Here is a 23525-nt window from a genome sequence, read left to right as displayed (position 1 = left end):
CCATGACGACTTCACCCGATCTCTCCACCGACGACGACGGCGACACCCTCCGTCCCCACGTGCGCACCGAGTACAAGTTTTCCCACGTCACTACCGGCCGTTACCTGCCCACGCCGGGCAAGGCACCCGGCTGGCCGTTCGCGGAGATCGGGCACTGGAAGATGGATGTCGACGGCACCGCCGACGACTGGATCGCGGAACTGATCGACTGGCGACGCGAACACCTCACGCGCATCGGTTTCGACGACGCCAACTATCGCCGTGCCGAGCTACAGTGGGCGCAGCGCAATTTCGTCCATGCGCAGATGATGGTCGAGGATCGTTACTTCTATGATCCGGTGGCGGGCTGCTACACGGTCGATCGCTACCTGGACGACCTGGAAGCGCGTTTCGGCGGCATCGACAGCGTGCTGATCTGGTTCGTCTATCCCAACATCGGCATCGATGATCGCAACAAGACCGATCTCGCCTTCGACCTGCCCGGCGGCATCGAAGGACTGCGTGGTGCCGTCGCAGACTTCCATCGCCGCGGCGTACGTGTCTTTTTGCCGACCATGCCCTGGGACAACGGCACGCGACCGGCCCGGGACAACGACTGGCAGGGCATGGCGAAGCTCGTCGCCGCGGTCAACGCCGATGGCGTGAACGGCGACACCTACAACGGCGTGCCGCGCACATTCTTCACCGCGTGCGATGAAGCCGGTCGGCCCGTGGTGCTGCAACCGGAGTCCACCATCAGCGCCGAAGAGCAGCTCAACTGGAACGTGCAGAGTTGGGGCAAGAAGGCACCGAACGACGTCATTCCGCCCGTGGCCAAGTTCAAGTGGCTCGAACCGCGCCACATGATCAACTATGAAAACCGCTGGGGCCGCGACCGCAATCACGACTTGCAGTACATCTTTTTCAACGGCATCGGCTACAACGCGTGGGAAAACGTCTGGGGTATCTGGAACCAGCTCACGCCACGCGATGCCGAATCGCTGCGGCGCATTGCCGCCATCGAGCGCCAGTTCGCGCCGGCCATGGTGAGCATGGACTGGCGACCCTACGAGCGCACGCTGCAGGCAGGCGTCTTCGCCAGTCGCTTTCCGCTTGCCGACTACGCGCTGTGGACGATGGTGAACCGCAACGAGTACGACGTCGATGGCGAGCAGCTCGGCATTCCGCACGTGGATGGCACACGCTACTTCGATATCTGGCACGGCACCGCGCTCGAGCCTCGGATCGCGGAAGAACAGGCAATTTTCTCATTCCCGATGGAAGGTCGCGGCTTCGGCGGCGTGCTTGCGCTGCGCAATGGCGCGCGCATCGATGGCCTCAATGAATTCCTTCAGCGCGCACGCCAGTGGTCGGCCACGCCACTGCGCTCACTGTCGAAGGAGTGGCAGTCGCTTCCACAGCACATCGTGCCCGTCGAGGCCACCGCGCGGGCCGCGAAGGCACCGGAAGGCATGATCGCCATTCCTGGCGGCGACTTCGATTTTGTCGTGGGTGGCGTGGAGATCGAGGGCCAGACGTGGGATGGCAACGACGTGCAGTATCCGTGGGAGAACAGCGCGCGGCGTCACCATCGCCATCGCATGCAACTACATGCGTTCCATATCGACCGCACGCCCGTCACCAACGCGCAGTTCCTCCGTTTCCTCAAGGACAGTGGTTGGCGCCCCGAAGACGATCATCACTTCCTCAGCCACTGGCGCGATGGCGCGCCGCTGCCGGGTTGGGAGAGCAAGCCGGTGACCTGGGTGTCGATCGAGGATGCACGCGCCTATGCAGCCTGGGCGGGCAAGCGCCTGCCGCGTGAATGGGAATGGCAGTACGCGGCACAAGGCACCGATGGACGCCTGTATCCGTGGGGCAACGAGTGGGATGAATCGCGCGTGCCGGCCGTTCACCGTGGCCGCATTCTCACGCCACCTGCTGACGTCGATGCCCATCCGCAGGGCGCCAGCCCCTTCGGCGTGCTGGACCTGGTCGGCAACGTGTGGCAGTGGACCGACGAATTCCACGACGAGCATACGCGCGCCGCGGTGCTGCGTGGTGGCAGCCATTACCAGCCGCAGACCTCGCACTGGTACTTTCCGCAAGCCTACCGTCTCGACCAGCACGGCAAGTACCTTCTGATGGCACCGTGCAAGGACCGCTCTGCCTGCGTGGGCTTCCGTTGCGTGGTGGATGCCGCCTGATGCCCGCACCGGTCACACGCCTCGACGGGCTGCTGGGCGACGCCCTGCGCACCAATCTTCAGGGCCGCCTCTCGCACTTCATCGTCGACGAACACAGCCCTGCCATCGCACTGTTTGCACCTGATAAGCGACAGGACAATCGCGCCGGCGACTGGTACGGCGAACACGCCGGCAAGTGGCTGTACGCCGCGGCCAAGGCTGCCGCGCGCAGCGGCGATGCCACGCTGCGCGCGCACGTGCATCGCGTGGCCGACTATCTCGTCTCCGTGCAGGACGCCGACGGTTATCTCGGCACCTACGCGATCGACCATCGCTTCATGGTGCAGCAGGCGCCCAAACCGGTGAGCTGGGATGGCGCACCCAGCGTGCGCACATGGGATATCTGGACACACGCCTACCTGGTGCTCGGCCTGCTTGAGGTACACAAGCACTTCCCGACTGCACGCTACCTTGACGCCGCCAGCCGCATCGGCGACCTGTGCCTGCACGCGCTGACTGACGGCGGCATCGACATCACCGAACTGGGCAATCACTTCGGACTGTCTGCCACCGTGCTGATGGACCCGGCAGTGGAGCTTTATCTGGTTACCGGCGAGACGCGCTATCTCGAGCTCTCCCGGCGCATCCTTGCGCAAGCGAACGGCCAGCGCGATCTCGCCCTGCTGACGCGCGCCCTGGCCGATACCGATGCCGCCTTCATCGCCACCGGCAAGGCCTATCAGCTGGCGTGGAACCTGGTGGGTCTCGCCAAGTTGCACCGCGCCACCGGCGACCACGACTACCGCGTGGCGGTGGACAACCTCTGGCGCAGCATCCGCGAGCGGCATCTCACGCTCGGCGGCGGCCCTTGGGGCGGCGTGGCGCATCGGTCGCGCGAGGTGTTCAACGCGCCGGGCGTGTTCAGTCCCTATGCGTACGTGGAAACGTGCTCCACGCTCGCGTGGATTCAGCTCAACCGCGAGCTGCTCATCATCACCGGCGAAGCCCGTTACGCCGAGGAGATTGAGCGCTCAGCCTATAACGACTTGCTCGCCGCACAGGCACCCAACGGTGAGGACTGGTGCTACTACGTCTTCCCCAATGGCAAGCGCGTACACACGACCTACTGGCGTTGTTGCAAGTCGAGTGGCGCGATGGCGCTGGAAGAATTGCCGGCGATTGCTTATGTGCGCGGTGATGACGGTTCGCTCAATGTGAACCTGTATGGCGCAAGCGAAACACGCTTCGATGTGAATGGTCAGATCGTTGTCGTCCAGCAAGAGACGCGCTATCCGTTCGACGGCAACATTGACCTGCGCGTGGGCACCGATCGACCGGCGCGATTCGCCCTTCGGCTACGCATTCCTTCGTGGGCCACCGAGGCACGAGTGCGCATCAACGGCGAGTCGCTCACCGTGGCGATGACACCGGGCGACTATGCAACGATCGAACGCGAATGGCGCGACGGCGATACGGTGACGCTGCAGCTTCCTATGCAACCAACGCTTCATCGCGCCATCAACCGCAACGTGCAGGAATCGAAAGCGCCCGATGGCAGCGACGTCAGGCAGGAAGTGCTGCATTTCGAGTATGTCGCCATCACCTGCGGTCCGTTGGTCTACGCCACCGGGCTCATCGACGGCTTCAAGGCCGAGGAAACCGTGCGCTTGCCGGAAGGTGACATCAGCGAGTGGCTGAACTTTCGCGCAACCTCGCCGAATGAGCCGCCGACTGTACGCCTTGAACTTGGCTATCGGCCGCCGCTGGAATTTGCGCCGTACTTCTGCGCCGGTGGACGCGTGGATGGCGCGTGGCGACTGACATGGTTACCACTGGCACCCAGTCGCCGTGATGCGATCACACAAGGATTTGTGCAGCGAGAAACTAGCTAACGCAGCTTCTTCTTTCACACCCTCTGTTGCAGAGTGAATCTCCGCACGGGGCACCTGAAAACGAGTGAACACGCAACGCATGGAAACCCTTTCGCCTGAGTCGAACGCAGCACCCCACGGGCAGGCCGGACCCCTCGCCGGTATCCGCGTGCTGGACCTGAGCGCATACATCGCCGGACCTTACGGATGCACGCTGCTGGCCGACCAGGGCGCGGACGTCATCAAGATCGAACCGCCCGGCGGCGACAACCTGCGCCAGTATCCTTCCACACTGGCGAGCGAGAGTCGCGCGTTCCTCGGAGTCAACCGCAGCAAACGCGGCATCGTGCTCGACCTCAAGCGCGCGGAAGATCACGCCGCGCTGCTCAAGCTGGTGCGTGACGCCGACGTTCTCGTGCACAACTTCCGTCCCGGTGTGGCGGAGCGTCTGGGCATCGACCACGATCGCCTCAATCTCATCAATCCGCGCCTGGTTTATTGCGCCATCACCGGCTACGGCGAAACCGGCCCCATGAAGGACAAGGCCGGCTACGACCAGGTGCTGCAGACCATGACCGGCATGTGCGCGCTGCAGGGCAAGCGCGGTGGGCCACCAGAGGTGATCTATGGCTCGGTGGTGGACTACTACGCCGCCGCCCTGCTTGCCGCTGGCGTGTCGTCGGCATTGTTCGAGCGCGAACGCAGCGGGCTAGGCCAGTTCGTGGGCGTATCGCTGTTGCGCAGTGCGTTGACCATGCAATCAGCACGCATGATCTGGGCCGAAGGCGAATCGCTCGACATCGGCCGCGATATGCGCTCGGGAGGCGTCACCGGCATCCATCCCACACGCGATGGCTACATCTACATCTCGGCCAACACGCCTCACTTCTGGCGCGCGCTGTGCGAGAAGACCGGACTGGAACGCCTGCGCGACGACCCGCGCTATGACACCGTGCGCAAGCGTGCCGAACACTACGCCGACATCGTGCCGCAATTGCACGAAGCACTGGCCACTCGCAGCGCACTGGAATGGGAAGCGCTGTTTGGCGACGAAGTGCCGAGCGCCGCCGCGCGCCGCATCGAGGACATGTTCGAGCACCCGCAGGTGCTGGCCGAGGGCATGATCGATACGTTCCGGCACCCCGCCGTGGGTCGCTACCGCGGCGTTGCGCATCCCATCAAGTTTGGCCGTACGCCGGGGCCTGCGGCATTCGCCGCGCCGGCACTGAACCAGGACGGCGCCGAGGTCCTCACGTCCATCGGTGCGTTCCTGCCCAGAAGTGATGACTGACGCGGCTCTCCCTTGGCCGCACCGCCTTCAGCGCGCGGCCAGCAGTGCCTCGATCTCGACCGCGTCCTTGGGCACGCCCGACGTCAGCACCTCGTTGCCATCTCGCGTGATGGCGACATCATCTTCGATGCGGATACCAATGCCGCGCCACCGCTCGGCGACACTGAGATCGCCCGGCGGCACGTAGATGCCCGGCTCCACCGTCACCACCATGCCGGGCTCAAGCAGCCGTGGCTCGCCGTCCACGCGGTAGTCCCCCACGTCATGCACGTCCAGGCCCAGCCAGTGGCCGGTCTTGGCGGGAAAGAAGCGTTTGTAGCTGCCTTCGGCGATTGCGTCGTCGGCGCTGCCCTTGAGCAAACCCAACGCGCACAGGCCTTCGGCAATCACACGCACGGCCACCTCATGCGCAGCGCTGAAGGCGCGCCCAGGCAACACTTCATCGATGGCCGCCAACTGCGCGGCATGCACCACTTCATACAGTGCGCGCTGCTCTTTGCTATACCGACCATTGATGGGGAACGTGCGAGTGATATCGGACGCATAGCAGTCCACTTCCGCGCCCGCGTCGACCAGCAGCAAATCGCCATCGCGCAGCAATGCGCGGTTGGCGGTGTAGTGCATCACGCAGGCATTGACGCCACTGGCGACGATTGGCGGGAACGCCGGAACGGCGCCGCGGCTGCGCAACACGCGAAGGATTTCCGCTTCCGCTTCGTACTCGTGGCGACCGGACACGGCCGCACCCATGGCTGCCACGTGTGCTTCGGCGGCAATCGCGGCGGAAGTGCGCATCAGCTTCAGTTCGCCCCGCGACTTGTACAGCCGCAGGTCGTGCAGCAGATGACCCAACGCCACAAACTCCTTGGGCACCACGCCGCCGCCGCGCAACTGGCGCAGACGACGCATCCAGCCGAGCAATCGCGCGTCGAACTCCGGCTCACGACCAAAGTGGCAATAGACGCGCGCACGACCCTCGATCATGCCAGGCAGGATGTCGTCGATGTCGTCGATGGGAAACGCATCGTCCATGGCGTGCTCGCTGACGGCGCGATCGGTGCCGATGGATTCGCCGTGCCAGCGCTCGTGTTCCTCATCGCGCTCACGGCAGAACAGCACGGCCTCGCCGTGCTTGCGTCCCGGCAACAACGCCAGCACGGCGTCGGGCTCGGGAAAGCCCGAGAGATAGTGCAGATCCGAATCCTGCCGATACGGCCAGTTGGCGTCGGCATTGCGCACACGTTCGGGCGCAGCGGCCACGAGCAGCACCGCTTCCTCGCCCGCCATACGCATCAGTTGGCGACGGCGGCGGGCGTATTCCTCAGCCGAGATATTCAATGCACGGTGTCATTACTGGACTGTGGCCGGCGGGCACATTCGGCGAACAGCAGCATGGCGCCCATGCGCACGAATTCGTGCACTTCGATAAGCGCGTCCTCATCCTCGCCTTCGTCGCCGAAATCGAACGAAGACGCCGCGACGGTGCCCAGGTCCCGCAATATCTCCTGCGCTTCGTCGGACAACTTGCCATGCGCCTCAGCGCCAGCCAGGCCGAAGCCGCCCAGGAAGCCACGGCACCAGTCGACCAGCGATTCGGCGCGCTCGGGCAGTGGCCGGTCATCGGCCGGCAGCAGCGGCTCGAAGCCCAGTTCAGGATCGGCCAGCTCGGCCTGGGTCTGTTTCACCAGGTTGTCGAACATGGACTGGTCGGCTGCGGATGGCGTAGCCACCTCGGCGTCCAGGTGCAGCGTCTCGATCAGCGATTGCTTGCCGACCTGGCCGCCACCGGCCAGGAAACCGCATAGCGAACCATGCAGGTCGCTGGGCTGGACGCCCAGCCGCAGACGGGCGACGGTATCGTCCAGTTCGTCGTAGCCGATCAGCTCGTTGGCGGCCATGGCGGTACTCCTTCTTAGGCAAGCTGGAAGTTTAATGCAGGGCTTCACGGAACGCCGCCCAGCCTGCTGTTTTCGGCAGGCCTCCTGTTATAGTTTCCGCCCATGAGCGCGCCTGAAACCGTCAAGCCAGACCCCGTCAAGCAAGAGCTTGCTGCCTTGGGCGAGCAGCTCGATCGGCTGCTGGACACCGTGCGCCGGCTGACCGAAGAGAACCGTAGCCTGCGGCATAGCCAGGAACAGTTGGCAAACGATCGCGCAGGTCTGATGGCGCGCAACGAGCAGGCGCGCAGCCGCGTCGAAGCAATGATCCAGCGACTAAAGGCGCTCGAGAACAATGGCTGAGAGCAGCGTGAGCACCCCCGCCAACGAACCGGTCGCACTGCGACTCGTCGACCGCGAGTTCTTGATTGCCTGCGCGCCGGAAGAGCGCGAAGGTCTACTGGAATCCGCAGCCTACCTCGACCGCAAGATGCGCGAGTTGCGTGCCAACGCCAAGGCGCCGGGCTTCGATCGCCTGGCGGTGTTGGCTGCCATCAGCGTCACGCACGAGTTCCTTGCCCTGCGCAAGACGCACACTGGCAGTGACCAGGGCGTGACCGAGGGAATCGCCGCATTGCGACGCAAGCTTGAAGCCGCACTCGACGCCCACATAAAATAGCCACGGCGTTATCTGCGGTGTGCGCCAGCACACTCTTACATTTGCCTTGTTCCTAAATACGGCCCCGGGTCGGCTTTTCATCGGTTGTTGTGCATGTCCGCCGCGTGCGGAAAGCCTCGAGACCATGTCGCCCTCCCACCTGATCCATCGTGGATCAAGGTCGTTCGGTGGGCAGCGGCATCGCGGTTAACGCCACCTCTTACCCTAACCGTACGGCGCCATCCGGCGCCGTACGGCTCAGGACCGCTCGCAGCACGTCCGCGGGCCCGCCTTGCAGGAGACGCGAACGTGGACGCCACCGCCCAGCGACGCGAACTACGCCGGCAATTGGCCGACCAGCGCCGCGCACTGACGCCCCCGCAGCGCATCGCGGGCGCCCAGGGTCTGCGACGCAGCCTTGAGCAACTGCCCGAATACCTCACCGACGCTCGTGTGGCCGGCTACTGGGCCTGCGGCGGCGAGCTGCCGCTGAACCTCGTCATCCCGCCATTGGCCACCCGCGGCCAGCAGTTCCTGCTCCCGGTGATAGGGCCCAACCATCGTCTGCGCTTCGCGCCATGGCAGGCTGGCGACGACGTTCAGCCCAACCGCCACGGCATTCCCGAGCCTGTGTCACCACATGAGCTGCTGGAACCGTTCCAGCTCGACCTTGTACTGGTGCCGCTGCTGGCCTTCGATCGCCAGGGCAACCGGCTGGGCACGGGTGGCGGCTATTACGATCGCGGTTTCGCCTTCCTGAAAGAACAGGTGCGTCCTACCGAGCCATTACTGGTGGGTATAGCCTATGCGTTCCAGGAGTTGCCGCAGATCGATGCCGAGGCCTGGGATGTGCCCCTGGACTACATCGCCACCGATCGTGAACTGATCGATTGTCACGCCACCGGCGAGGATGGAGAGGCCCGCGCATGACCAAGCAAGCTCAGTACTGGCTGATGAAATCCGAGCCGGATGCGTTCTCCATTGACGACTTGAAGCGCAAGGGCCAGGAAGCCTGGGACGGCGTACGTAACTACCAGGCGCGCAACTTCATGCGTGACGGCATGCGCGTGGGCGACAAGGTCTTTTTCTACCACTCCAATTGTGCAGAACCCGGCATCGTCGGTGTCGCCGAAGTGGCCACCGACGCCTATCCCGATCCCAGCCAGTTCGATCCCAAGAGCAAGTACTTCGACGCCGCCAGCTCGCGCGACAAGCCGCGCTGGGTGCTGGTGGACGTGAAGTTCGTGAAGAAGCTCAAGCGCACGCTTGCGCTCAAGGAACTGCAGGCCGATCCGGCGCTGGCCGAGATGGCGCTGGTACGCAAGGGCAACCGTCTCTCAGTGATGCCAGTGGGTGCCGCCGAATGGCGCCACATCCTGGCTATGGATTAACTCTTACTCCTTATCGGAACCATCCCATGAGCGCCAACGAAAAACGCCAGGCCGGCGAAGCCGCCATCCGTTACGTCGAGGACGGCGCGATCGTCGGTGTCGGTACTGGCTCCACCGTCGCCTATTTCATCGACGCACTGGCCGACCTGAAGGACCGCATCCAGGGTGCGGTGTCCAGCTCGGAGCAATCCACCGAGCATCTTAAGCGTCTGGGCATTCCGGTACTCGATCTCAACAGCACTGGTCCGCTCACGCTCTACGTGGACGGCGCCGACGAATGCGACACGCACAAGCGCCTGATCAAGGGTGGCGGTGCTGCGCTCACGCGCGAGAAGATCGTGGCCGAGGCCAGCGAAAAGTTCATCTGCATCATCGATTCGAGCAAGCTGGTGAACGTGCTGGGCAAGTTCCCGCTGCCGATCGAGGTGATTCCCATGGCGCGCAGCCTCATCGGCCGCGAGATCGCCAAGCGTGGCGGCAATCCGGTGTGGCGTGATGGCGTGGTGACCGACAACGGCAATTGGATCATCGACGTGCACGGCTGGCAGATCGTCGACCCCGTGGCGCTGGAGAACGATCTCAACCAGATTCCGGGCATCGTGAGCGTGGGGCTGTTCGCCCGCCGCGCGGCCAATGTAGTGCTGGTGGGTGACAAAGTGCTCTGATGCCGTAACTCCCTCTCCCCTCCGGGCGACCCAAAGGTAGTCTCCGTGGGAGAGAGGACTGGAGTGAGGATTCGATCTTGCCACGGCACTGGCTCGAAGCATGCTTCATCGAATGCTTCGGCCAGACCTTTGTTCGCGTTTAGCCGTCTTTACGGCGAACCACTTGTTTCGCCGCCGTAAATAGTGGATTGGTACGTCACACCCAGCGAGATCCGTGGCGGCTCGTCGCCCTCGTGCAACGCCCTCACCCGGTCGATCAACACGTCTTGTCGGCCAGCGTCATGCGATCGAGCATGCGCAGGTGCTGCAACCAGCTCTCGACCAGCAGCACCTCCCGCCAGATATCTTCGTTGCGGACTTCGCGGAACAACCCCCAATACCGACCGCCCTTGCGCAGCGGCAGATGACTCATTGAGTTGGCCATTTCCAGGAACCCGCTCGCTCGGTGGGAATGGCGTACTCGATAGACATCTCCGCATCGCCCTGCTCGCGATTGGGCTCCTTTTGCGGCGGAAAACGCGCCGTCTTTCCGCTCGTTGCCAGTCGCTTGCTGCCAGCATCCACCTGCGGAAACTGCGAGTGATAAAGCAGGAGGGTGATACGGCTATCACGCTCGACCGGCTTCCAGCCGGGCACGGGACATCCCCGCAGGCCTCTCCAAATCCTGGCACAGGCCAAAAACAAAAAGGCCCCGCTTTCGCGGAGCCTTGATGTGGCTGGGAGACTAGGATTCGAACCTAGATAAACGGAGTCAGAGTCCGTTGTCCTACCGTTAGACGATCTCCCAAAACCCTGCAGAGCGGTGCGCTCTGACTTGATGCACCGTACCGTCGAAGCAACTCTCCGAAGAGAATTAGCGCTTCGAGAACTGGGTTGCGCGGCGAGCCTTGTGCAGACCGACCTTCTTGCGCTCGACCTCGCGGGCGTCGCGGGTCACGAAGCCAGCCTTGCGGAGCTGGGACTTCAGGGTTTCGTCGTATTCGATCAGCGCACGAGCGATACCGAGACGGATAGCACCGGCCTGGCCAGTGATGCCGCCGCCGGCAACGGTGACGTTGACGTCGAACTTGTCGGTAGCCTGGATCAACTCAAGCGGCTGGCGCACGATCATGCGCGAGGTCTCACGACCGAAGAACTGGTCGAGAGTCTTGCCGTTGACAGTGATCTCGCCCTTGCCCTTACGCAGGAACACGCGAGCGGCGGAGGTCTTGCGGCGGCCGGTGCCGTAATTCTGCTGGATAGCCATGATGGTTCCTTAGATTTCCAGCGCCTGCGGCTGCTGTGCGGTATGCGGATGCTCGGCACCGCCGTACACCTTGAGCTTGCGATACATCGCGCGGCCGAGCGGATTCTTCGGCAGCATGCCCTTGACGGCGATTTCGATGACGCGCTCCGGATGAGAAGCCAGCAGATCCTTCAGACTCATGGTCTTCAGGTTGCCGACGTAGCCGGTGAAGCGGTGATACTTCTTGTCGTCCAGCTTGGCACCCGTGACGGCCACCTTCTCAGCGTTGACCACGACGATGTAATCGCCGGTGTCGACGTGCGGGGTGAATTCCGGCTTGTGCTTGCCACGCAGACGGTGGGCGATCTCGGTCGACAGACGACCGAGCGTCTTGTCCGTTGCATCAATCACGAACCAATCGCGCTTGACGCTTTCCGGCTTGGCGCTGAACGTTTTCATTTCAGAATACCTAGTCTGCCGCCTCAAGGGCGGTACACATAATCGGTGGAACAAAGGCGCGAGATGATAACGGAGTTTTCATCAATCGCGCAAGCCCACCGACCGGCGGGCTGCGAGCTGGCGATGATAGCATGATCGGCATGGCGCTTGAAAAGCCCCCCTACACTCGCGAACAGAAGATAGCCGCCCTCGCCGACCAGTGCGTGCAATGCGGACTGTGCCTGCCGACCTGCCCCACGTATGGCCTCGACGGCAACGAGGCGGAGTCTCCGCGTGGGCGTATCGCCATTGCGACCGCACTGGCGCGGGGCGATGCCGAGCCCACCGCCGCGCTGCGCATCCATCTCGATCACTGCCTGGGCTGTCTCAACTGCGAGCGCGTCTGCCCGGCCAACGTGAAATATGGCGAATTGTTGGTGGAAACGCGCGGCCTGATCGGCCCCATGCCGGCGCGACCACGCCAGTTGTTGGCAATGCTCAAGCAGCCAACCCTGCTTCGTCTGGCCGCTCGCGTGGCGGGCGCCACCGGCCTGGCGCGCTGGAAAACACGTCTTGCCCATCGCCTGCCCGCCGGCTCAGCCTGGCGCGCTGCGCTGGAAACATGGCCAAAGCTCGCCGATGGCCGCTTGCCGGCCGTACCTGACAACGCGCCATCGGCCCAGACCACGGTCGCACTGTTCCCCGGATGCGTGGCGAGCGTGGAAGACGCCGAGGCCGAAGACGCCGCCACCGCCCTGCTGCGCGCGGTTGGCTATCGCGTGATTCGCCTCCCCGCGTTCTGTTGCGGCGCCATTGATCTGCATGGCGGCGAGATGCATGCCGCGGAACAGCTCGCTCAGCGCGTACGCGAGGCATGGCAGGCGTCAGGCGCGGAACAGTTGCTAACGGTGACGCCGGGATGCCTCGGCACACTGCGACGCGCCTTACCGACAGTGACGGTAGTCGATCCATTCACCCTACTGGCCGCGCGATCGGATCAGCTGCAATTTCGCCCACTCACACGTCGCGTGGCGCTTCATCTGCCCTGTACGCAGGTCAACGTCGCACGTAACGAATCGGCGCTGCAGGCGCTGTTGCGCAAAGTACCCGAGCTGGATGTACAGACCGTGCCACGCGCGCCCTACTGCTGCGGTGCGGCGGGCTCGCATATGCTGGAATTTCCGGAGCGCGCCGCGCGTCTGCGCGAAAGCACGCTGGGGCAGATCGCCACGCTGGCACCGCAGCAACTGTTGTCGTCCAATATCGGCTGTCGCCTGCACCTGGCTGCGGGCATGGACGCCGACGGCCAACGCTGGCCGCACATGCACCCGCTGACGCTGTTGGCGCAGCAACTGGAGATATCGCCATGAACGCACGCACGCTTTCCCCGCTTGACCGCCTGCTGGCCGGCGTTGAGCGCGCACTGGAAACTGTGGCCGGCGCGCCCGAAGCGGCACGCTCGTCTCCCTCGGAGGCTTTCGACGAAGCGGATATGGATGATGCCGAGCGTCGTCATGCCGCGGGCCTGATGCGCATCAACCACACCGGCGAGGTTTGCGCGCAAGCGCTTTATGACGGCCAGGCCGCATTGGCCCGTAACGAAGCCAACCGCGAGCACCTGCTGCACGCTGCCGCCGAGGAAACCGATCACCTCGCCTGGTGCGCCGATCGCCTGAAAGAGTTGGACAGCCGGCCCAGCCTACTCAATCCGCTTTGGTACGCCGGCAGTTATGCCATCGGCGCCATCGCGGCCTTGGCAGGCGACCCGGTGAGCCTGGGTTTCGTGGTGGAGACGGAACGTCAGGTGGAGGCGCATCTTGAGGAACACCTGGACAAGCTGCCGCCGCAGGACGAACGTTCGCGCGCCGTGCTGGCGCAGATGCAGGCCGATGAGATTCGCCATGCGCATGATGCCCGTGAGCGCGGCGGCATAGACCTACCGTTTCCCATTCCTGGGCTGATGCATCTGAGTTCAATGGTGATGAAGGCGGTGGCATACCGGATATAAGGTGTCGCATCAGCGCGGCGTCTTCAGTAGTACCTCCGGTTTGTGAAAGATCTGCGGAACGGAGATGCCAAAGCTCGCTTTGCATCATCGCCTCCGCGAGCACCCGCCCCTCACCCCAACCCTCTCCCCGAAGGGGAGAGGGTGCAGAAGGCGGGCTTCGCTTTAAGTCCTCAATACATTGACGCGTTGCGGTGTAGCCGCTGTCCGTGAGGTAGCACGCACCTCATCAAACTGGCACCAGCCGTCAGACTTGTGTCCAACACATCGCTACCAGCCCTTCAGGCCGTTTTCTTTGGGTTACTTTTCTTTGACTCCGGGCATCCTGCCCTGCGCCCTTCGGGCCGGCTTCGCCGTTCGCACGCGCTCCTGCGCGTGCGAGGGCCAGCAAAAGAAAGGTGACTCGAGCGTCCCACGGGGACTGGCTCCGCGTCGCCGGCAGGCGATCGAAACGCCCGCCGCGTCCCACGGGGACTTCCTTCGGTCGTAGGCGGCACGCTGGCGAGAACGCCCCCGGCCAGCCCGCAACGCTCCAGTCGCGCGCAGGGTGCACGCCTATAGAAAAAAACAGACCACGAGATGCGCCGCGAACACTTTGGCGAACCTTGCCCTTCAGCCGAGCACCTCCCCGGCGAAGAGAGGGCCCAAAAGAAAAAACCCGCCTTTCGGCGGGTTTCTCTTGAATCACATCAGGTTGCGCCCATGGAACAGTTCTTCGATCTCGCGGCGCAGCAGCGACTCGATGCGCTGGCGCTCCTTGAACGAGAGATCATCGGCATGTGCCTCGAAGAGGTACGTATCAAGGTCGAAGTCCTTGATGTGCATCTTCGTGTGGAACATGTTCTCCTGATAGACGTTCACATCGAACATCTCGTACTTCTGGCGAATGTGCTTGGCCAGGTAGTCCTGCACGGAGTTGATCTTGTGGTCGATGAAGTGCTTCTTGCCCTTCACGTCGCGGGTGAAGCCGCGCACGCGGTAGTCGGCGATGACGATGTCCGACTCAAAGCTGTCGATCAGGTAATTCAGGGCCTTCAGCGGGGAGATCACGCCGCAGGTGGCCACGTCGATATCCGCGCGGAAAGTCGCAATGCCGTTGTGCGGATGCGTTTCCGGGTAGGTATGGACGGTGATGTGGCTCTTGTCCATGTGCGCCACCACGGCACCGGAGATGGTGTCGCGGCCCAGTTTCTCCACCACCGGCTCCTCGGAAATGAGGATGGTGACCGAGGCACCTTGCGGATCGTAATCCTGGCGTGCGATGTTGAGGATGTTGGCGCCGATGATTTCGGCGACATCCGTCAGTATCTGGGTGAGACGATCGGCGTCATACTGCTCATCGATGTACTCGATGTAGCGCTGGCGCTGTTCTTCGGACACTGCATAGCAGATGTCATAAATGTTGAAGCTCAGCGCCTTGGTCAGGTTGTTGAAGCCCTGCAGGCGCAGGCGGGGAAGCGGTTTTACCACAGCGACTCTCCATGGCCGGATGCACGGCCAGCAGTAGAGGCGGGTTAGCTACAAGGGTCCCCGCTGGATAATTCGACGCGAAAGCATGAAGCTTCCGCGACCCTTGTGACCGGAGCGCGACAAAGAGATCGCGTCGGAAAGACCGTGAAGTATGCGGCAAAAAAAGGGAAAACTGAACCTTCGGCAGGTGATGTTAGTTTGCCATAATGCCCGGAGGGGGGAAGGATTGGACCTGCGGGGGCCTTTTCGGGGACCCCCGGACTGAATCTACGGGACACATCGTGGCGCAACTCAAATATCAGCTACAGCAAGCTTTTGAACGTTCCCAGGCGCCGGCGAGCTTTGCTCCGGATCCGGCATCGATGGAGCGCTTTCTGGCGCTTTGCCACCGGCGCCGCTACCCGGGCAAGACGGCCATCATCCGGCCAGGCGACCCGGCCAACACGCTCTATTACATCGTGGACGGCTCGCTGGCCGTCTGCACGGAGGACGAGCAAGGTCGCGAACTGATCCTGGCCTACCTGAGCCGTGGCCAGTTCATCGGCGAGATGGGCCTGTTCGTGGAGCAGGCGCAGCGCGAGTCGATGGTGCGCACCCGTACCGCTTGCGAGATGGCCGAGATCAGCTACGAGCGCCTGTTCCAGCTGATGGAAGGCCCGTTGCGCGAGGAGTGTCCGAAGATCCTGTTCGCGATCGGCTCGCAGCTCACGCACCGCCTGCTGCGCACCTCGCGCCAGGTCAGCCGCATGGCGTTCATGGACGTGACCAACCGCATCTCCAAGACCCTGTTGGACCTGTGCCAGGAGCCGGATGCGATGACCCATCCGGACGGCACGCAGATCCGCATCTCGCGCCAGGAAGTGAGCCGCATCGTGGGTTGCTCGCGTGAGATGGTCGGCCGCGTGCTCAAGCAGTTGGAAGAGCAGCGGATGATCGACGTGGCCGGCAAGACCATCGTGGTGCGCGGCACTCGCTGATCGCAGGCGCCACTACGGCTGTCGCCCCCCGCAAGCAGGGACGACAGCCTTCAGCCTCGGTTTCCGGCAAGGCCGCCTTTGGCGGCCTTGCCTGTTTTGGGCGCGTAGATCATGTACACGTCGGCCCGCTCGTAATGCGAACCGGGCCGTATCGCAGGCTGCATCACGAAGCCCGCCTGCTCGTACATGCGCAATGCCGTCTTCAGGCGGCTGTTGGACTCAAGGAACAACTGCCTGCCCTCCCGCCGGTGGAATTCGTCGATGGCCGCAGTCAGCAGGCGACGACCCGCGCCCATGCCACGGAAGGTTTCGTCGACGCCCATCTTGGACAGTTCGTAGACGCCGGGTGATTCCTGCAGCAGCGCACAGGTGCCGATGACCTCGCCTGCCAGCCGCGCGAAAAGGATCGCGCCGCCTGGCGACAGCACGTAGCGCTCCGGGTCGCCCAGCATTTCGCGGTCGATGTCTTCCAGCCGGAAGTGACGTTCCAGCCATTGCGCATTGAGACGGAAGAAGTGCTCTTTCAGGGCCGGCTCGTACGGCACGATCTCCAGCTCGGCGGAGGTGAGCGCGGCGTGCTCGGCCAGCATCGCTTCGACCACCGGGCGTTTCTCCAGGGCCTTTTCGGTAGCCATGAGGGCCGTCAGCAGGTTGGCCAGGCCTTCCTCGCCCAGCGACGCCATGATGCCGCGCCGAATGGCGACCCAGATCGGCCCCAGTGCCGACAAGGCGGTATGCCCTTTTGCGGTCAGCACCAGCAGGCTGCGTCGGCCGTCCTGCGCATCCTTCTTGCGCCGTACCAAACCCGCGTCGACCAGCTTGTCGGCCAACTGGCTGACCGCCGAATGGGTCTGGCCAATGGCTTGGGCTACGTCGCTGACCGTGGTTTCCCCGTGCTCCCACAGGAAGCGCAGTACTGGAAACCAGCGCGATTCGACGCCAGCGCCGCACGAACGATAGACCTCGTCGACCGCCGCATAAAAATGATCGCTGAGCGACTTGAGGCGGCTACCGAGCGCCAATTGGGCGAGCGAAGGAAGGTACATGGATTGCCCCAGGACAATTATGTAAGTACTAACGTAATACCGCCAACGCCCCGAAAACAAGACCCTCTACCCGGATGCAGGAGCGCAGCCAACAGGCGACCTCGCAGGCGTTGCGTTACCGCCCTGCTGGGCTCCTTTGAAGAGTCAGCTTGTCCCGTAGTGGGCATGCCCCACCACGGGAAGGTCCCACTAGAACCAGTCGACGCGGGTAATCGTGCGACCCAGCGCCCTTTCCAGCTTCTTGCATAGCTTGGGCGTACCGTTGACCAGCACGACTTCAGCGGCTGGCTTGAGCATGGGGGCATCGATCAAGGAATCACTATAGGCCACATGCCACTCGCTAACACCGAGCGCGGCCAGTTGGGCGGGCTTGCGACGACCGATGTTATGCAGCTTCACGCGCATGCCCAGCAGGCCCGGACGCAGCTTCGAGGCCAGTACCTCGACATCGCCCAATCCAAGCTGATCAAGGATGCGGCTGACCAGTACGTGCTCACAACCGGTGACCACGATCACGCGATCGCCAACCGCCTGGTGACGGCGCAACGCATTGAGTCCATCTCGGCAGAACTGGCCCGGCCGACGCACCAAGCTAGCTGCGAACGCCTCGGCCGCCGCCTGATAACGGCGCTCGTTCAAGCCCAACAACCCTACATGCACCAATGAGCGCACCGCGAGATGGCGCGAGAACGGCACTACCAGCGCCATCCACGGCAAGGCCAGCACCGCTGCAAACTGGCGAAGCAGCGAGCGTTGGTAGCGCTCGCGCATGAACATGTCGAACGCGTCGCCGTGAATCAATACGCCGTCGAAATCGAACAGCACTGTGCGCGTGACGGGCACGATAACTTCCACCGTCTCCGGCATCGAACTGGTTTCCCCTGTAGACATAGGCTTACCTGGTCGCAAACAGACGCTGGAGTTCCGCACCTGGATCGTCGGCGCGCATGAACGCCTCACCGACCAGGAAGGCGTTGATGCCGGCGTCGCGCAGCATGGCCACGTCATCGACCGTGTGGATGCCCGACTCGCTGACCAGGATGCGGTCGTACTCCATCAACTGCTGCAATTCCAGCGAGGTTTCCAGCGAGGTGTGGAAAGTACGCAGGTTGCGGTTGTTCACGCCGATCAGCGGCACCGGCAACGCCAACGCGCGTTCCAGCTCCTCGGCATCGTGCACTTCGCACAACACGTCAAGGTCCAGGTCGGCGGCCAGCAGCGACAGTTCCAGCAGCGCCGCATCGCCCAGCGCGGCAACAATCAGCAGAATGCAGTCGGCGCCGATCACACGCGCCTCGTACACCTGATAAGGGTCGATCACGAAATCCTTGCGCAGCACCGGCAGCGAACACGCGGCACGCGCCTGCTTCAGGAAGTCTTCGCTGCCCTGGAAGAAGTCGCGATCGGTCAATACCGACAGGCAGGCGGCGCCGCCCTTCGCGTAACTGCAGGCGATGGCAGCCGGATCGAAATCGGGACGGATCAGACCCTTGCTCGGGCTTGCACGCTTCACTTCGGCGATCACCGCAGGCAGGCCGTCGTCGATCTTGGCCTCGATGGCCGCGGCGAAACCCCGGGTTTCCGGGAGATCCGCGACACGCGCGGACAATTCCACCAGCGGCAGCTTGGCGCTGCGCTCGGCGACTTCTTCGGTCTTGCGGGTGAGGATGCGTTGGAGAATATCGGTCATGACGAAAGCTTGCTGGTTCGGGCCATGAAGATGGCGTGAGCGTCAGGCCTTGGCTGCCAGACGCTGTGTTGTCGCCACGAAGGCGTCTATTTTCGCACGAGCGGCGCCGCTGGCGATGGTCGTGCGGGCCAATTCGATGCCGGCCGCAATGGAGTCCACCACATTGGCCGCATACAGCGCGGCTCCCGCGTTGAGACAAACGATATCGTGCGGCACGCCGCGGTGCCCCTCCAGCGCCTCCAGCAGCATGGTGCGCGATTCCTCGGCATTTTCCACGCGCAGGTTGCGGCTGGACGCCATGGCCAGGCCAAAATCCTCGGGCTCCACCTCGTACTCGCGCACCTCGCCGTCGCGCAATTCGCCCACCAGCGTCGCTGCGCCCAGCGAGATTTCGTCCATGCCGTCGCGACCCCACACCACCAGCGCATGCTTCGCACCGAGCGCCTGCAGCACGCGCACCTGGATGCCCACCAGATCCGGATGGAACACACCCATCAGTATGTTCGGCGCGCCGGCCGGATTGGTCAGCGGCCCGAGGATGTTGAACAGCGTGCGCACGCCCATTTCCTTGCGCACCGGCGCCACAACCTTCATCGCCGGATGATGGTTGGGCGCGAACATGAAACCGATGCCGCACTCCTGCATGCATTGCGCGACCTGCGCGGGCGGCAGGTCGATCACCGCACCCAGCGCCTCGAGCACATCTGCACTACCTGACTTGGACGACACGCTGCGTCCGCCATGCTTGGCGATGCGCGCGCCCGCCGCCGCCGCAACGAACATCGATGCGGTGGAAATATTGAAGCTCGACGCGCCATCGCCGCCGGTGCCCACGATGTCCACAAAATGCTCGTGTGGCGGCAGCTCCACCTTGGAGGACAGCTCGCGCATCACGCGGGCCGCGCCGGTGATCTCGCCCACGGTTTCCTTCTTTACGCGCAGGCCGGTGATGATGGCCGCCGTCATCAGCGGGCTCACCTCGCCGCGCATGATCTGCCGCATCAGCTCAATCATTTCGTCGTGAAAGATCTCGCGATGCTCGATCGTGCGCTGCAGTGCTTCTTGCGGCGTAATGGTGACGCGACGGCCCACCGGCTGGCTGGTCGACGCAGCGTTCATGCGGCGAGCTTCAGCGGCAAGCCGAGGAAGTTGCGCAGCAGGTCATGCCCATACTGGGTAAGGATCGATTCCGGATGGAACTGCACGCCTTCGACGTTCAGCGTCTTGTGGCGCAGGCCCATGATTTCGTCGATGGAGCCATCAGCGTTCTCCGTCCAGGCCGTCACTTCGAGGCAATCGGGCAACGACTCCTGCTCCACCACCAGCGAGTGATAGCGCGTGGCTTCGAAGGGATCGGGCAATCCCGCGAACACACCCTGGCCGCGATGCCGCACCGGCGACGTCTTGCCGTGCATGATCCGCTTGGCTCGAATCACCTTGCCGCCAAACACCTGACCGATGGCCTGATGGCCAAGACACACACCGAACACAGGGATCTCGCCCGCCAGCTCGCGCAGCACGTTCAGCGATATGCCTGAATCGTCTGGCGTGCCGGGGCCTGGCGAAATCATGATGTGCGTGGGCTTGAGCGCGCGGATAGCGGCCACGTCCAAGGCGTCGTTGCGCACCACCTTCACCGCCTGCCCCAACTCGCCCAGGTACTGCACGAGGTTGAAGGTGAAGCTGTCGTAGTTGTCGATCATCAGGAGCATGGGAATGCCAACTTGTTGATTGCAGGGCAAAAGGGTGACATCAGCGGCGCGCATCATCAACCACACCCGCGACCCTGACGGTCCGCGAAAAGCGATGCCAAGAGGTGCATTGTGCTGAAAGCCGCGCGGCGCTGCAGCAACCGATTTGCTTTCCTTGCCCCCATAGACCGCTGGCAACGTCGGCGCGTGCTATATCGGAACCGGCTTTTACCCGGGCCATGTTGCGGACGAGGTGCGTCGCATGAAGGTCGCCATTGGGTTCAAAGCGCATTCGGGCTGGGCTGCGATGGTCGCGCTCGGGCTACAAGACGAGCATCCACAATTAGTGGACCGACGCCGCCTGTCATTGGTGGATGCGCGCAGTGCGGCGTGGGCGAGGCAGCCTTATCACGCGGCCGAAGGCATGGTCCCCGAGCGGGCCAATGCCGTGGTCAGGCAAGGCATCGACGCCGCGCGCCAGGTGGCGGCGGAACGAGTCGCCGAGTTGCTGCATGAGTTGCAGGAGGCCGGACATGACATTGCCGGCGCCGCCGTGCTCACCGGCTCTCCCATGCCGGCCTGGACCACGGAGCAGATACTTGCGGTCCACATTCGCATGCATCAGGCCGAGGGGCTGCTGTTTCCTGATGCGCTGGCGGCGGCGATCTCAGGGTCAGGCCTGCCGCTGGGCCTGATCCCGGAGCGGGACCTGGATCAGCTTGCGCCATCGGCGTGCCCGTGGGCCTCGGAGATCGCGGCGCTCGGCAAGTGGGCCGGCCCGCCCTGGGGTGTCGATCAGAAGCATGCCGCAATGGCGGCGCTGGTGGTGTTTGGCTCGCGACTGCACTGAAATGGCGGGGCGCCCGGCGAGTTCACATACTGGCAATCCAGTGCAGGCAAAATGATTCGCCCGGACAGGGAGGACGCACCATGCACGTCATCGCCGAGCTGGAAAAGCGCTTGCGTGATTCGCGCAAGTTGCTGGCACTGGAAACGGAGCACCTGCGCCGCGTGCGCGAGGCCGGCCTGGACAGCGCCGATGCCGAATGGCTGCTGGAACTGCGCAAGCGCTACATCGAGCGGCTGGAAGCGCGTCACGACCACATGGTGGCCCGACGCTTAGCGGTGCACACGAATGCCAACGTCCCGATGTCGGCAATAGCTGCCGAAGAAGCGCCATCGCAGCAGGCTGCGCCCATGCTCCCTACCTGGTAGTCAATGGCGCCGGTTGCTCCGGCAACCGCTATTGCCACTGCCACCGCGGATCGAGCATGTCGGCGGTGATGCCGGCATCGTGCAGATGCGACGGCAACGAACGACTCAGTGAGAGCGGATCGACAAGGTTGTGACCTCTTCGATGCGATGAATGCACATCGCGATGCCGAGCACTTCCAGCTGCACCTGATTTCCCGCTCACTCCGTCAGCACGCCCGCATCGCGCAGGCGCTGACGCAGACGGTCGAGCTTGTCGCCATAACGTTCGCTGCGCGCGGTGTCGCGGCGCAAGGGTTGCCGCACTTGTGCGGCGCTGGGCGCACTCAACACGGCGCGCGAGGTTTTGTGGAATTCGAGGCATGCGGGATCGAACGGCAGGTCGCAGAAATCCAGCAGGCGGCGGATGACGGGCTCTGGCTCGGCGACCAATGATTCGTAAGGAAGATCGAGTACGCGATCGGGGTATCTGTCCAGCCAGAAGCGCGTCAGGCGCGAGAAGTCGATGCAGTAATCGGCCATCTCGTCGAGGTCGCAGGTGAAGCCGGTCTGCTCGGTGAAGCACTGGCGATAGCACGCCAGGCAGGTTTCCACCGGATCGCGGCGAACGATGACGACGCGCGCCGCGGGCAGCATCGCCAACGCGGCGCCCACGAGATACCAGGTCACCAGGCTCTTGTCAGTGAAGCGCGGTTTGGTCTTGCGCCAGTGAGCGGTGTGCGCGAGATATTCGTTGCCGAGACGCTGCCAGTCCTCGGCGGTGGCGTCCGACGCCCACAACGGAAAGGCCGAATGGCGGCGACGCGTTTCGGCGTCGATAACCTGCGACATGTCCTTGATCTCGTTGGCGCCCTCGACGTCCGGATGCGAAGCGAGGATCTGTTCGACCAGCGTTGAACCGGAGCGCGGGATGCTGACGATCAGGATGACTTCGCGGCCCAGTTCGGGATCCAGCGGCGGCGGCATCTCGTTCGCGAAGATGCGCAGGATCGCATCCACGCGTCGGCGCTCTCCCGCGGCGTCCCACTTCACCCGTTTGCGACGCGAGGCATTGGCCCAACCGAACGTGTCGAAGGCCTTGCCATAGTCGCCTTGATCCTCCTGCGCCTTGGCCAGGGTGAAGCCGAGCAGCTCCCGATGACGGGCCGGCAAACCCTCGCGCGCCAAGACACGCTGGAGGCATGCCGCATCCGCAGCGTCGAAACGGACGGTGTTGAGATTCGACAGGCCGAACCATCCTTCGGCATTGCCCGGATCGACGCGAACCACCTCCCTGAATCCCGCGACCGCGGCATCGATCTCTCCCAGGCTCGCTTGCGCCTTGGACAACGACAACCGAGCCGACATGTGTGCGGGATCGAGCTCGAGCGCCCGCTGCAGAGCGGCGACAGCCTCCCCGGTGTGCACTGCCCTCGCCAAAGCCTCACCGAGATTGAACCAGGCCGGGGCAGATCGCGGTTGCAGTTCGCACGCATGTCGCATATGCACCAGGGCCTGATCCACGTTGCCGCGTTCAAACAGCGCGATGCCGAGGCAGACATGCAGGTCGGAGTCGTCGGGCCATACCAAAAGCACGCGCTGGAAGCAGTCGATGGCCTGCCCGTGATTGCCGCGGCGCTGCGCCACCATACCCAGCATCCGGAGGGCGGTGGGCTCGTTGGGCGCCAGGGCTAGCACGCTGATCAAGGATCGTTCCGCAGCCTCGAAGGCATGGTGCGCGCATTCCTCGCGCGCTCTTGCCAGCATGCGTTCGGCCGTGTCTGAAAGCGGTTGCCGAGGCGTGCCCTGCGCTGGCCGAGGTTCTGTCATGTCGTCACCGGCGATGGTCGAGTCAGCAGACTATACAAGGCGTG

At 63.6% G+C, this 23525-nt stretch carries 26 protein-coding genes, 1 tRNA gene and 1 other RNA gene; 14 read left to right on the top strand and 14 right to left on the bottom strand.

The genetic code is table 11. The annotated features are described in order from the left end of the window. Positions 1-2 precede the first annotated feature (2 nt). From AC3CBN_RS07725 to AC3CBN_RS07715, 3 genes are all read left to right on the top strand, one after another. Positions 3-2186, top strand: a complete 2184-nt coding sequence (locus AC3CBN_RS07725; RefSeq protein WP_488636224.1) for a formylglycine-generating enzyme family protein — start codon at positions 3-5, stop codon at positions 2184-2186. After that, positions 2186-4057 (top strand): glycoside hydrolase family 127 protein, encoded by a 1872-nt coding sequence (locus AC3CBN_RS07720; protein ID WP_488636223.1) that lies wholly within the window; start codon positions 2186-2188, stop codon positions 4055-4057. Before AC3CBN_RS07725 ends, AC3CBN_RS07720 begins: the two co-directional genes overlap by 1 nt. A gap of 64 nt (positions 4058-4121) precedes the next feature. Then, on the top strand, positions 4122-5327 hold the full coding sequence (locus AC3CBN_RS07715) for a CaiB/BaiF CoA transferase family protein (RefSeq protein ID WP_488636222.1): 1206 nt from the start codon (positions 4122-4124) through the stop codon (positions 5325-5327). Positions 5328-5354: 27 nt separating this feature from the next. Here the strand turns inward: AC3CBN_RS07715 and AC3CBN_RS07710 are convergent, their stop codons facing one another. After that, the gene (locus AC3CBN_RS07710; protein WP_488636683.1) at positions 5355-6620 is read right to left on the bottom strand and encodes an aminopeptidase P N-terminal domain-containing protein; all 1266 of its coding nucleotides are present in this window, start codon (positions 6618-6620) and stop codon (positions 5355-5357) included. Between the two features lie 41 nt (positions 6621-6661). Next, positions 6662-7225 (bottom strand): UPF0149 family protein, encoded by a 564-nt coding sequence (locus tag AC3CBN_RS07705; RefSeq protein WP_488636221.1) that lies wholly within the window; start codon positions 7223-7225, stop codon positions 6662-6664. Positions 7226-7327: 102 nt separating this feature from the next. On the opposite strand from AC3CBN_RS07705, the gene AC3CBN_RS07700 reads away from it, so the two are divergent. From AC3CBN_RS07700 to rpiA, 6 genes are all read left to right on the top strand, one after another. Beyond that, positions 7328-7567, top strand: a complete 240-nt coding sequence (locus AC3CBN_RS07700; protein WP_488636220.1) for a TIGR02449 family protein — start codon at positions 7328-7330, stop codon at positions 7565-7567. Positions 7568-7574: 7 nt separating this feature from the next. Then, positions 7575-7883: a cell division protein ZapA gene (locus AC3CBN_RS07695; protein ID WP_488636219.1), complete on the top strand. Its 309-nt coding sequence runs from the start codon at positions 7575-7577 to the stop codon at positions 7881-7883. Positions 7884-7889: 6 nt separating this feature from the next. Next, positions 7890-8076: non-coding RNA, 6S RNA (ssrS, locus tag AC3CBN_RS07690), on the top strand. Between the two features lie 95 nt (positions 8077-8171). Further along, positions 8172-8792: a 5-formyltetrahydrofolate cyclo-ligase gene (locus AC3CBN_RS07685; protein ID WP_488636218.1), complete on the top strand. Its 621-nt coding sequence runs from the start codon at positions 8172-8174 to the stop codon at positions 8790-8792. Next, positions 8789-9253, top strand: a complete 465-nt coding sequence (locus tag AC3CBN_RS07680) for an EVE domain-containing protein (RefSeq protein WP_488636217.1) — start codon at positions 8789-8791, stop codon at positions 9251-9253. Before AC3CBN_RS07685 ends, AC3CBN_RS07680 begins: the two co-directional genes overlap by 4 nt. 26 nt (positions 9254-9279) lie before the next feature. Next, on the top strand, positions 9280-9918 hold the full coding sequence (rpiA, locus tag AC3CBN_RS07675; RefSeq protein WP_488636216.1) for a ribose-5-phosphate isomerase RpiA: 639 nt from the start codon (positions 9280-9282) through the stop codon (positions 9916-9918). Between the two features lie 256 nt (positions 9919-10174). Here the strand turns inward: rpiA and AC3CBN_RS07670 are convergent, their stop codons facing one another. The 5 genes from AC3CBN_RS07670 to rplM form a co-directional block, all read right to left on the bottom strand. After that, a complete protein-coding gene (locus AC3CBN_RS07670; protein ID WP_488636215.1) occupies positions 10175-10330 on the bottom strand; it encodes an MFS transporter in 156 nt (51 codons plus the stop codon). After that, positions 10327-10554: a hypothetical protein gene (locus tag AC3CBN_RS07665; RefSeq protein ID WP_488636214.1), complete on the bottom strand. Its 228-nt coding sequence runs from the start codon at positions 10552-10554 to the stop codon at positions 10327-10329. Before AC3CBN_RS07665 ends, AC3CBN_RS07670 begins: the two co-directional genes overlap by 4 nt. Positions 10555-10631: 77 nt before the next feature. After that, positions 10632-10705: transfer RNA gene (locus AC3CBN_RS07660), tRNA-Gln, on the bottom strand. A 66-nt stretch (positions 10706-10771) separates the two neighbouring features. Further along, a complete protein-coding gene (gene rpsI, locus AC3CBN_RS07655) occupies positions 10772-11164 on the bottom strand; it encodes a 30S ribosomal protein S9 (protein ID WP_488636213.1) in 393 nt (130 codons plus the stop codon). A 9-nt stretch (positions 11165-11173) separates the two neighbouring features. Continuing rightward, a complete protein-coding gene (gene rplM / locus AC3CBN_RS07650; RefSeq protein WP_488636212.1) occupies positions 11174-11602 on the bottom strand; it encodes a 50S ribosomal protein L13 in 429 nt (142 codons plus the stop codon). A gap of 140 nt (positions 11603-11742) precedes the next feature. Between rplM and AC3CBN_RS07645 the strand changes: the two genes are divergently transcribed. Beyond that, positions 11743-12951: a (Fe-S)-binding protein gene (locus AC3CBN_RS07645; RefSeq protein ID WP_488636211.1), complete on the top strand. Its 1209-nt coding sequence runs from the start codon at positions 11743-11745 to the stop codon at positions 12949-12951. Beyond that, the gene (gene coq7, locus AC3CBN_RS07640; RefSeq protein WP_488636210.1) at positions 12948-13589 is read left to right on the top strand and encodes a 2-polyprenyl-3-methyl-6-methoxy-1,4-benzoquinone monooxygenase; all 642 of its coding nucleotides are present in this window, start codon (positions 12948-12950) and stop codon (positions 13587-13589) included. The genes AC3CBN_RS07645 and coq7 overlap by 4 nt, the downstream gene beginning before the upstream one ends. Before the next feature lie 681 nt (positions 13590-14270). On the opposite strand, the gene speD is transcribed toward coq7, so the two are convergent. Further along, complete coding sequence (gene speD / locus AC3CBN_RS07635; RefSeq protein WP_026633844.1) at positions 14271-15056, bottom strand: adenosylmethionine decarboxylase; 786 nt, start codon at positions 15054-15056, stop codon at positions 14271-14273. A 281-nt stretch (positions 15057-15337) separates the two neighbouring features. On the opposite strand from speD, the gene crp reads away from it, so the two are divergent. Further along, on the top strand, positions 15338-16033 hold the full coding sequence (crp, locus tag AC3CBN_RS07630; RefSeq protein WP_111980880.1) for a cAMP-activated global transcriptional regulator CRP: 696 nt from the start codon (positions 15338-15340) through the stop codon (positions 16031-16033). 50 nt (positions 16034-16083) lie between these two features. Here the strand turns inward: crp and AC3CBN_RS07625 are convergent, their stop codons facing one another. The 5 genes from AC3CBN_RS07625 to AC3CBN_RS07605 all read right to left on the bottom strand — a co-directional run bounded on the left by AC3CBN_RS07625 (position 16084) and on the right by AC3CBN_RS07605 (position 20481). Further along, complete coding sequence (locus AC3CBN_RS07625; RefSeq protein WP_488636209.1) at positions 16084-17079, bottom strand: bifunctional helix-turn-helix transcriptional regulator/GNAT family N-acetyltransferase; 996 nt, start codon at positions 17077-17079, stop codon at positions 16084-16086. Positions 17080-17268: 189 nt separating this feature from the next. Next, the gene (locus AC3CBN_RS07620) at positions 17269-17970 is read right to left on the bottom strand and encodes an HAD family hydrolase (protein WP_488636208.1); all 702 of its coding nucleotides are present in this window, start codon (positions 17968-17970) and stop codon (positions 17269-17271) included. Positions 17971-17974: 4 nt separating this feature from the next. Continuing rightward, positions 17975-18769, bottom strand: coding sequence for an indole-3-glycerol phosphate synthase TrpC (gene trpC, locus AC3CBN_RS07615; protein ID WP_488636207.1), 795 nt, complete (start codon positions 18767-18769; stop codon positions 17975-17977). 42 nt (positions 18770-18811) lie between these two features. Further along, the gene (gene trpD, locus AC3CBN_RS07610) at positions 18812-19888 is read right to left on the bottom strand and encodes an anthranilate phosphoribosyltransferase (RefSeq protein WP_488636206.1); all 1077 of its coding nucleotides are present in this window, start codon (positions 19886-19888) and stop codon (positions 18812-18814) included. Then, positions 19885-20481 carry an anthranilate synthase component II gene (locus tag AC3CBN_RS07605; RefSeq protein WP_488636205.1) on the bottom strand — a complete coding sequence of 199 codons (597 nt, stop codon included), beginning with the start codon at positions 20479-20481 and terminating at the stop codon, positions 19885-19887. The genes trpD and AC3CBN_RS07605 overlap by 4 nt, the downstream gene beginning before the upstream one ends. A 241-nt stretch (positions 20482-20722) precedes the next feature. Here AC3CBN_RS07605 and AC3CBN_RS07600 point away from each other — a divergent pair, with 241 nt between their 5' ends. Together AC3CBN_RS07600 and AC3CBN_RS07595 are read left to right on the top strand one after the other, a co-directional pair. Beyond that, positions 20723-21310 (top strand): hypothetical protein, encoded by a 588-nt coding sequence (locus tag AC3CBN_RS07600; RefSeq protein ID WP_488636204.1) that lies wholly within the window; start codon positions 20723-20725, stop codon positions 21308-21310. 80 nt (positions 21311-21390) lie between these two features. Beyond that, positions 21391-21675: a hypothetical protein gene (locus AC3CBN_RS07595; RefSeq protein WP_488636203.1), complete on the top strand. Its 285-nt coding sequence runs from the start codon at positions 21391-21393 to the stop codon at positions 21673-21675. Between the two features lie 198 nt (positions 21676-21873). On the opposite strand, the gene AC3CBN_RS07590 is transcribed toward AC3CBN_RS07595, so the two are convergent. Continuing rightward, complete coding sequence (locus tag AC3CBN_RS07590) at positions 21874-23481, bottom strand: tetratricopeptide repeat-containing sulfotransferase family protein (protein WP_488636202.1); 1608 nt, start codon at positions 23479-23481, stop codon at positions 21874-21876. Between the last annotated feature and the right edge of the window lie 44 nt (positions 23482-23525).

It is taken from the genome of Dyella sp. OK584 (assembly GCF_057787755.1).
Note: the sequence above shows the minus strand (reverse complement) of the source record. Positions and strands in the feature narration are given on the sequence as shown.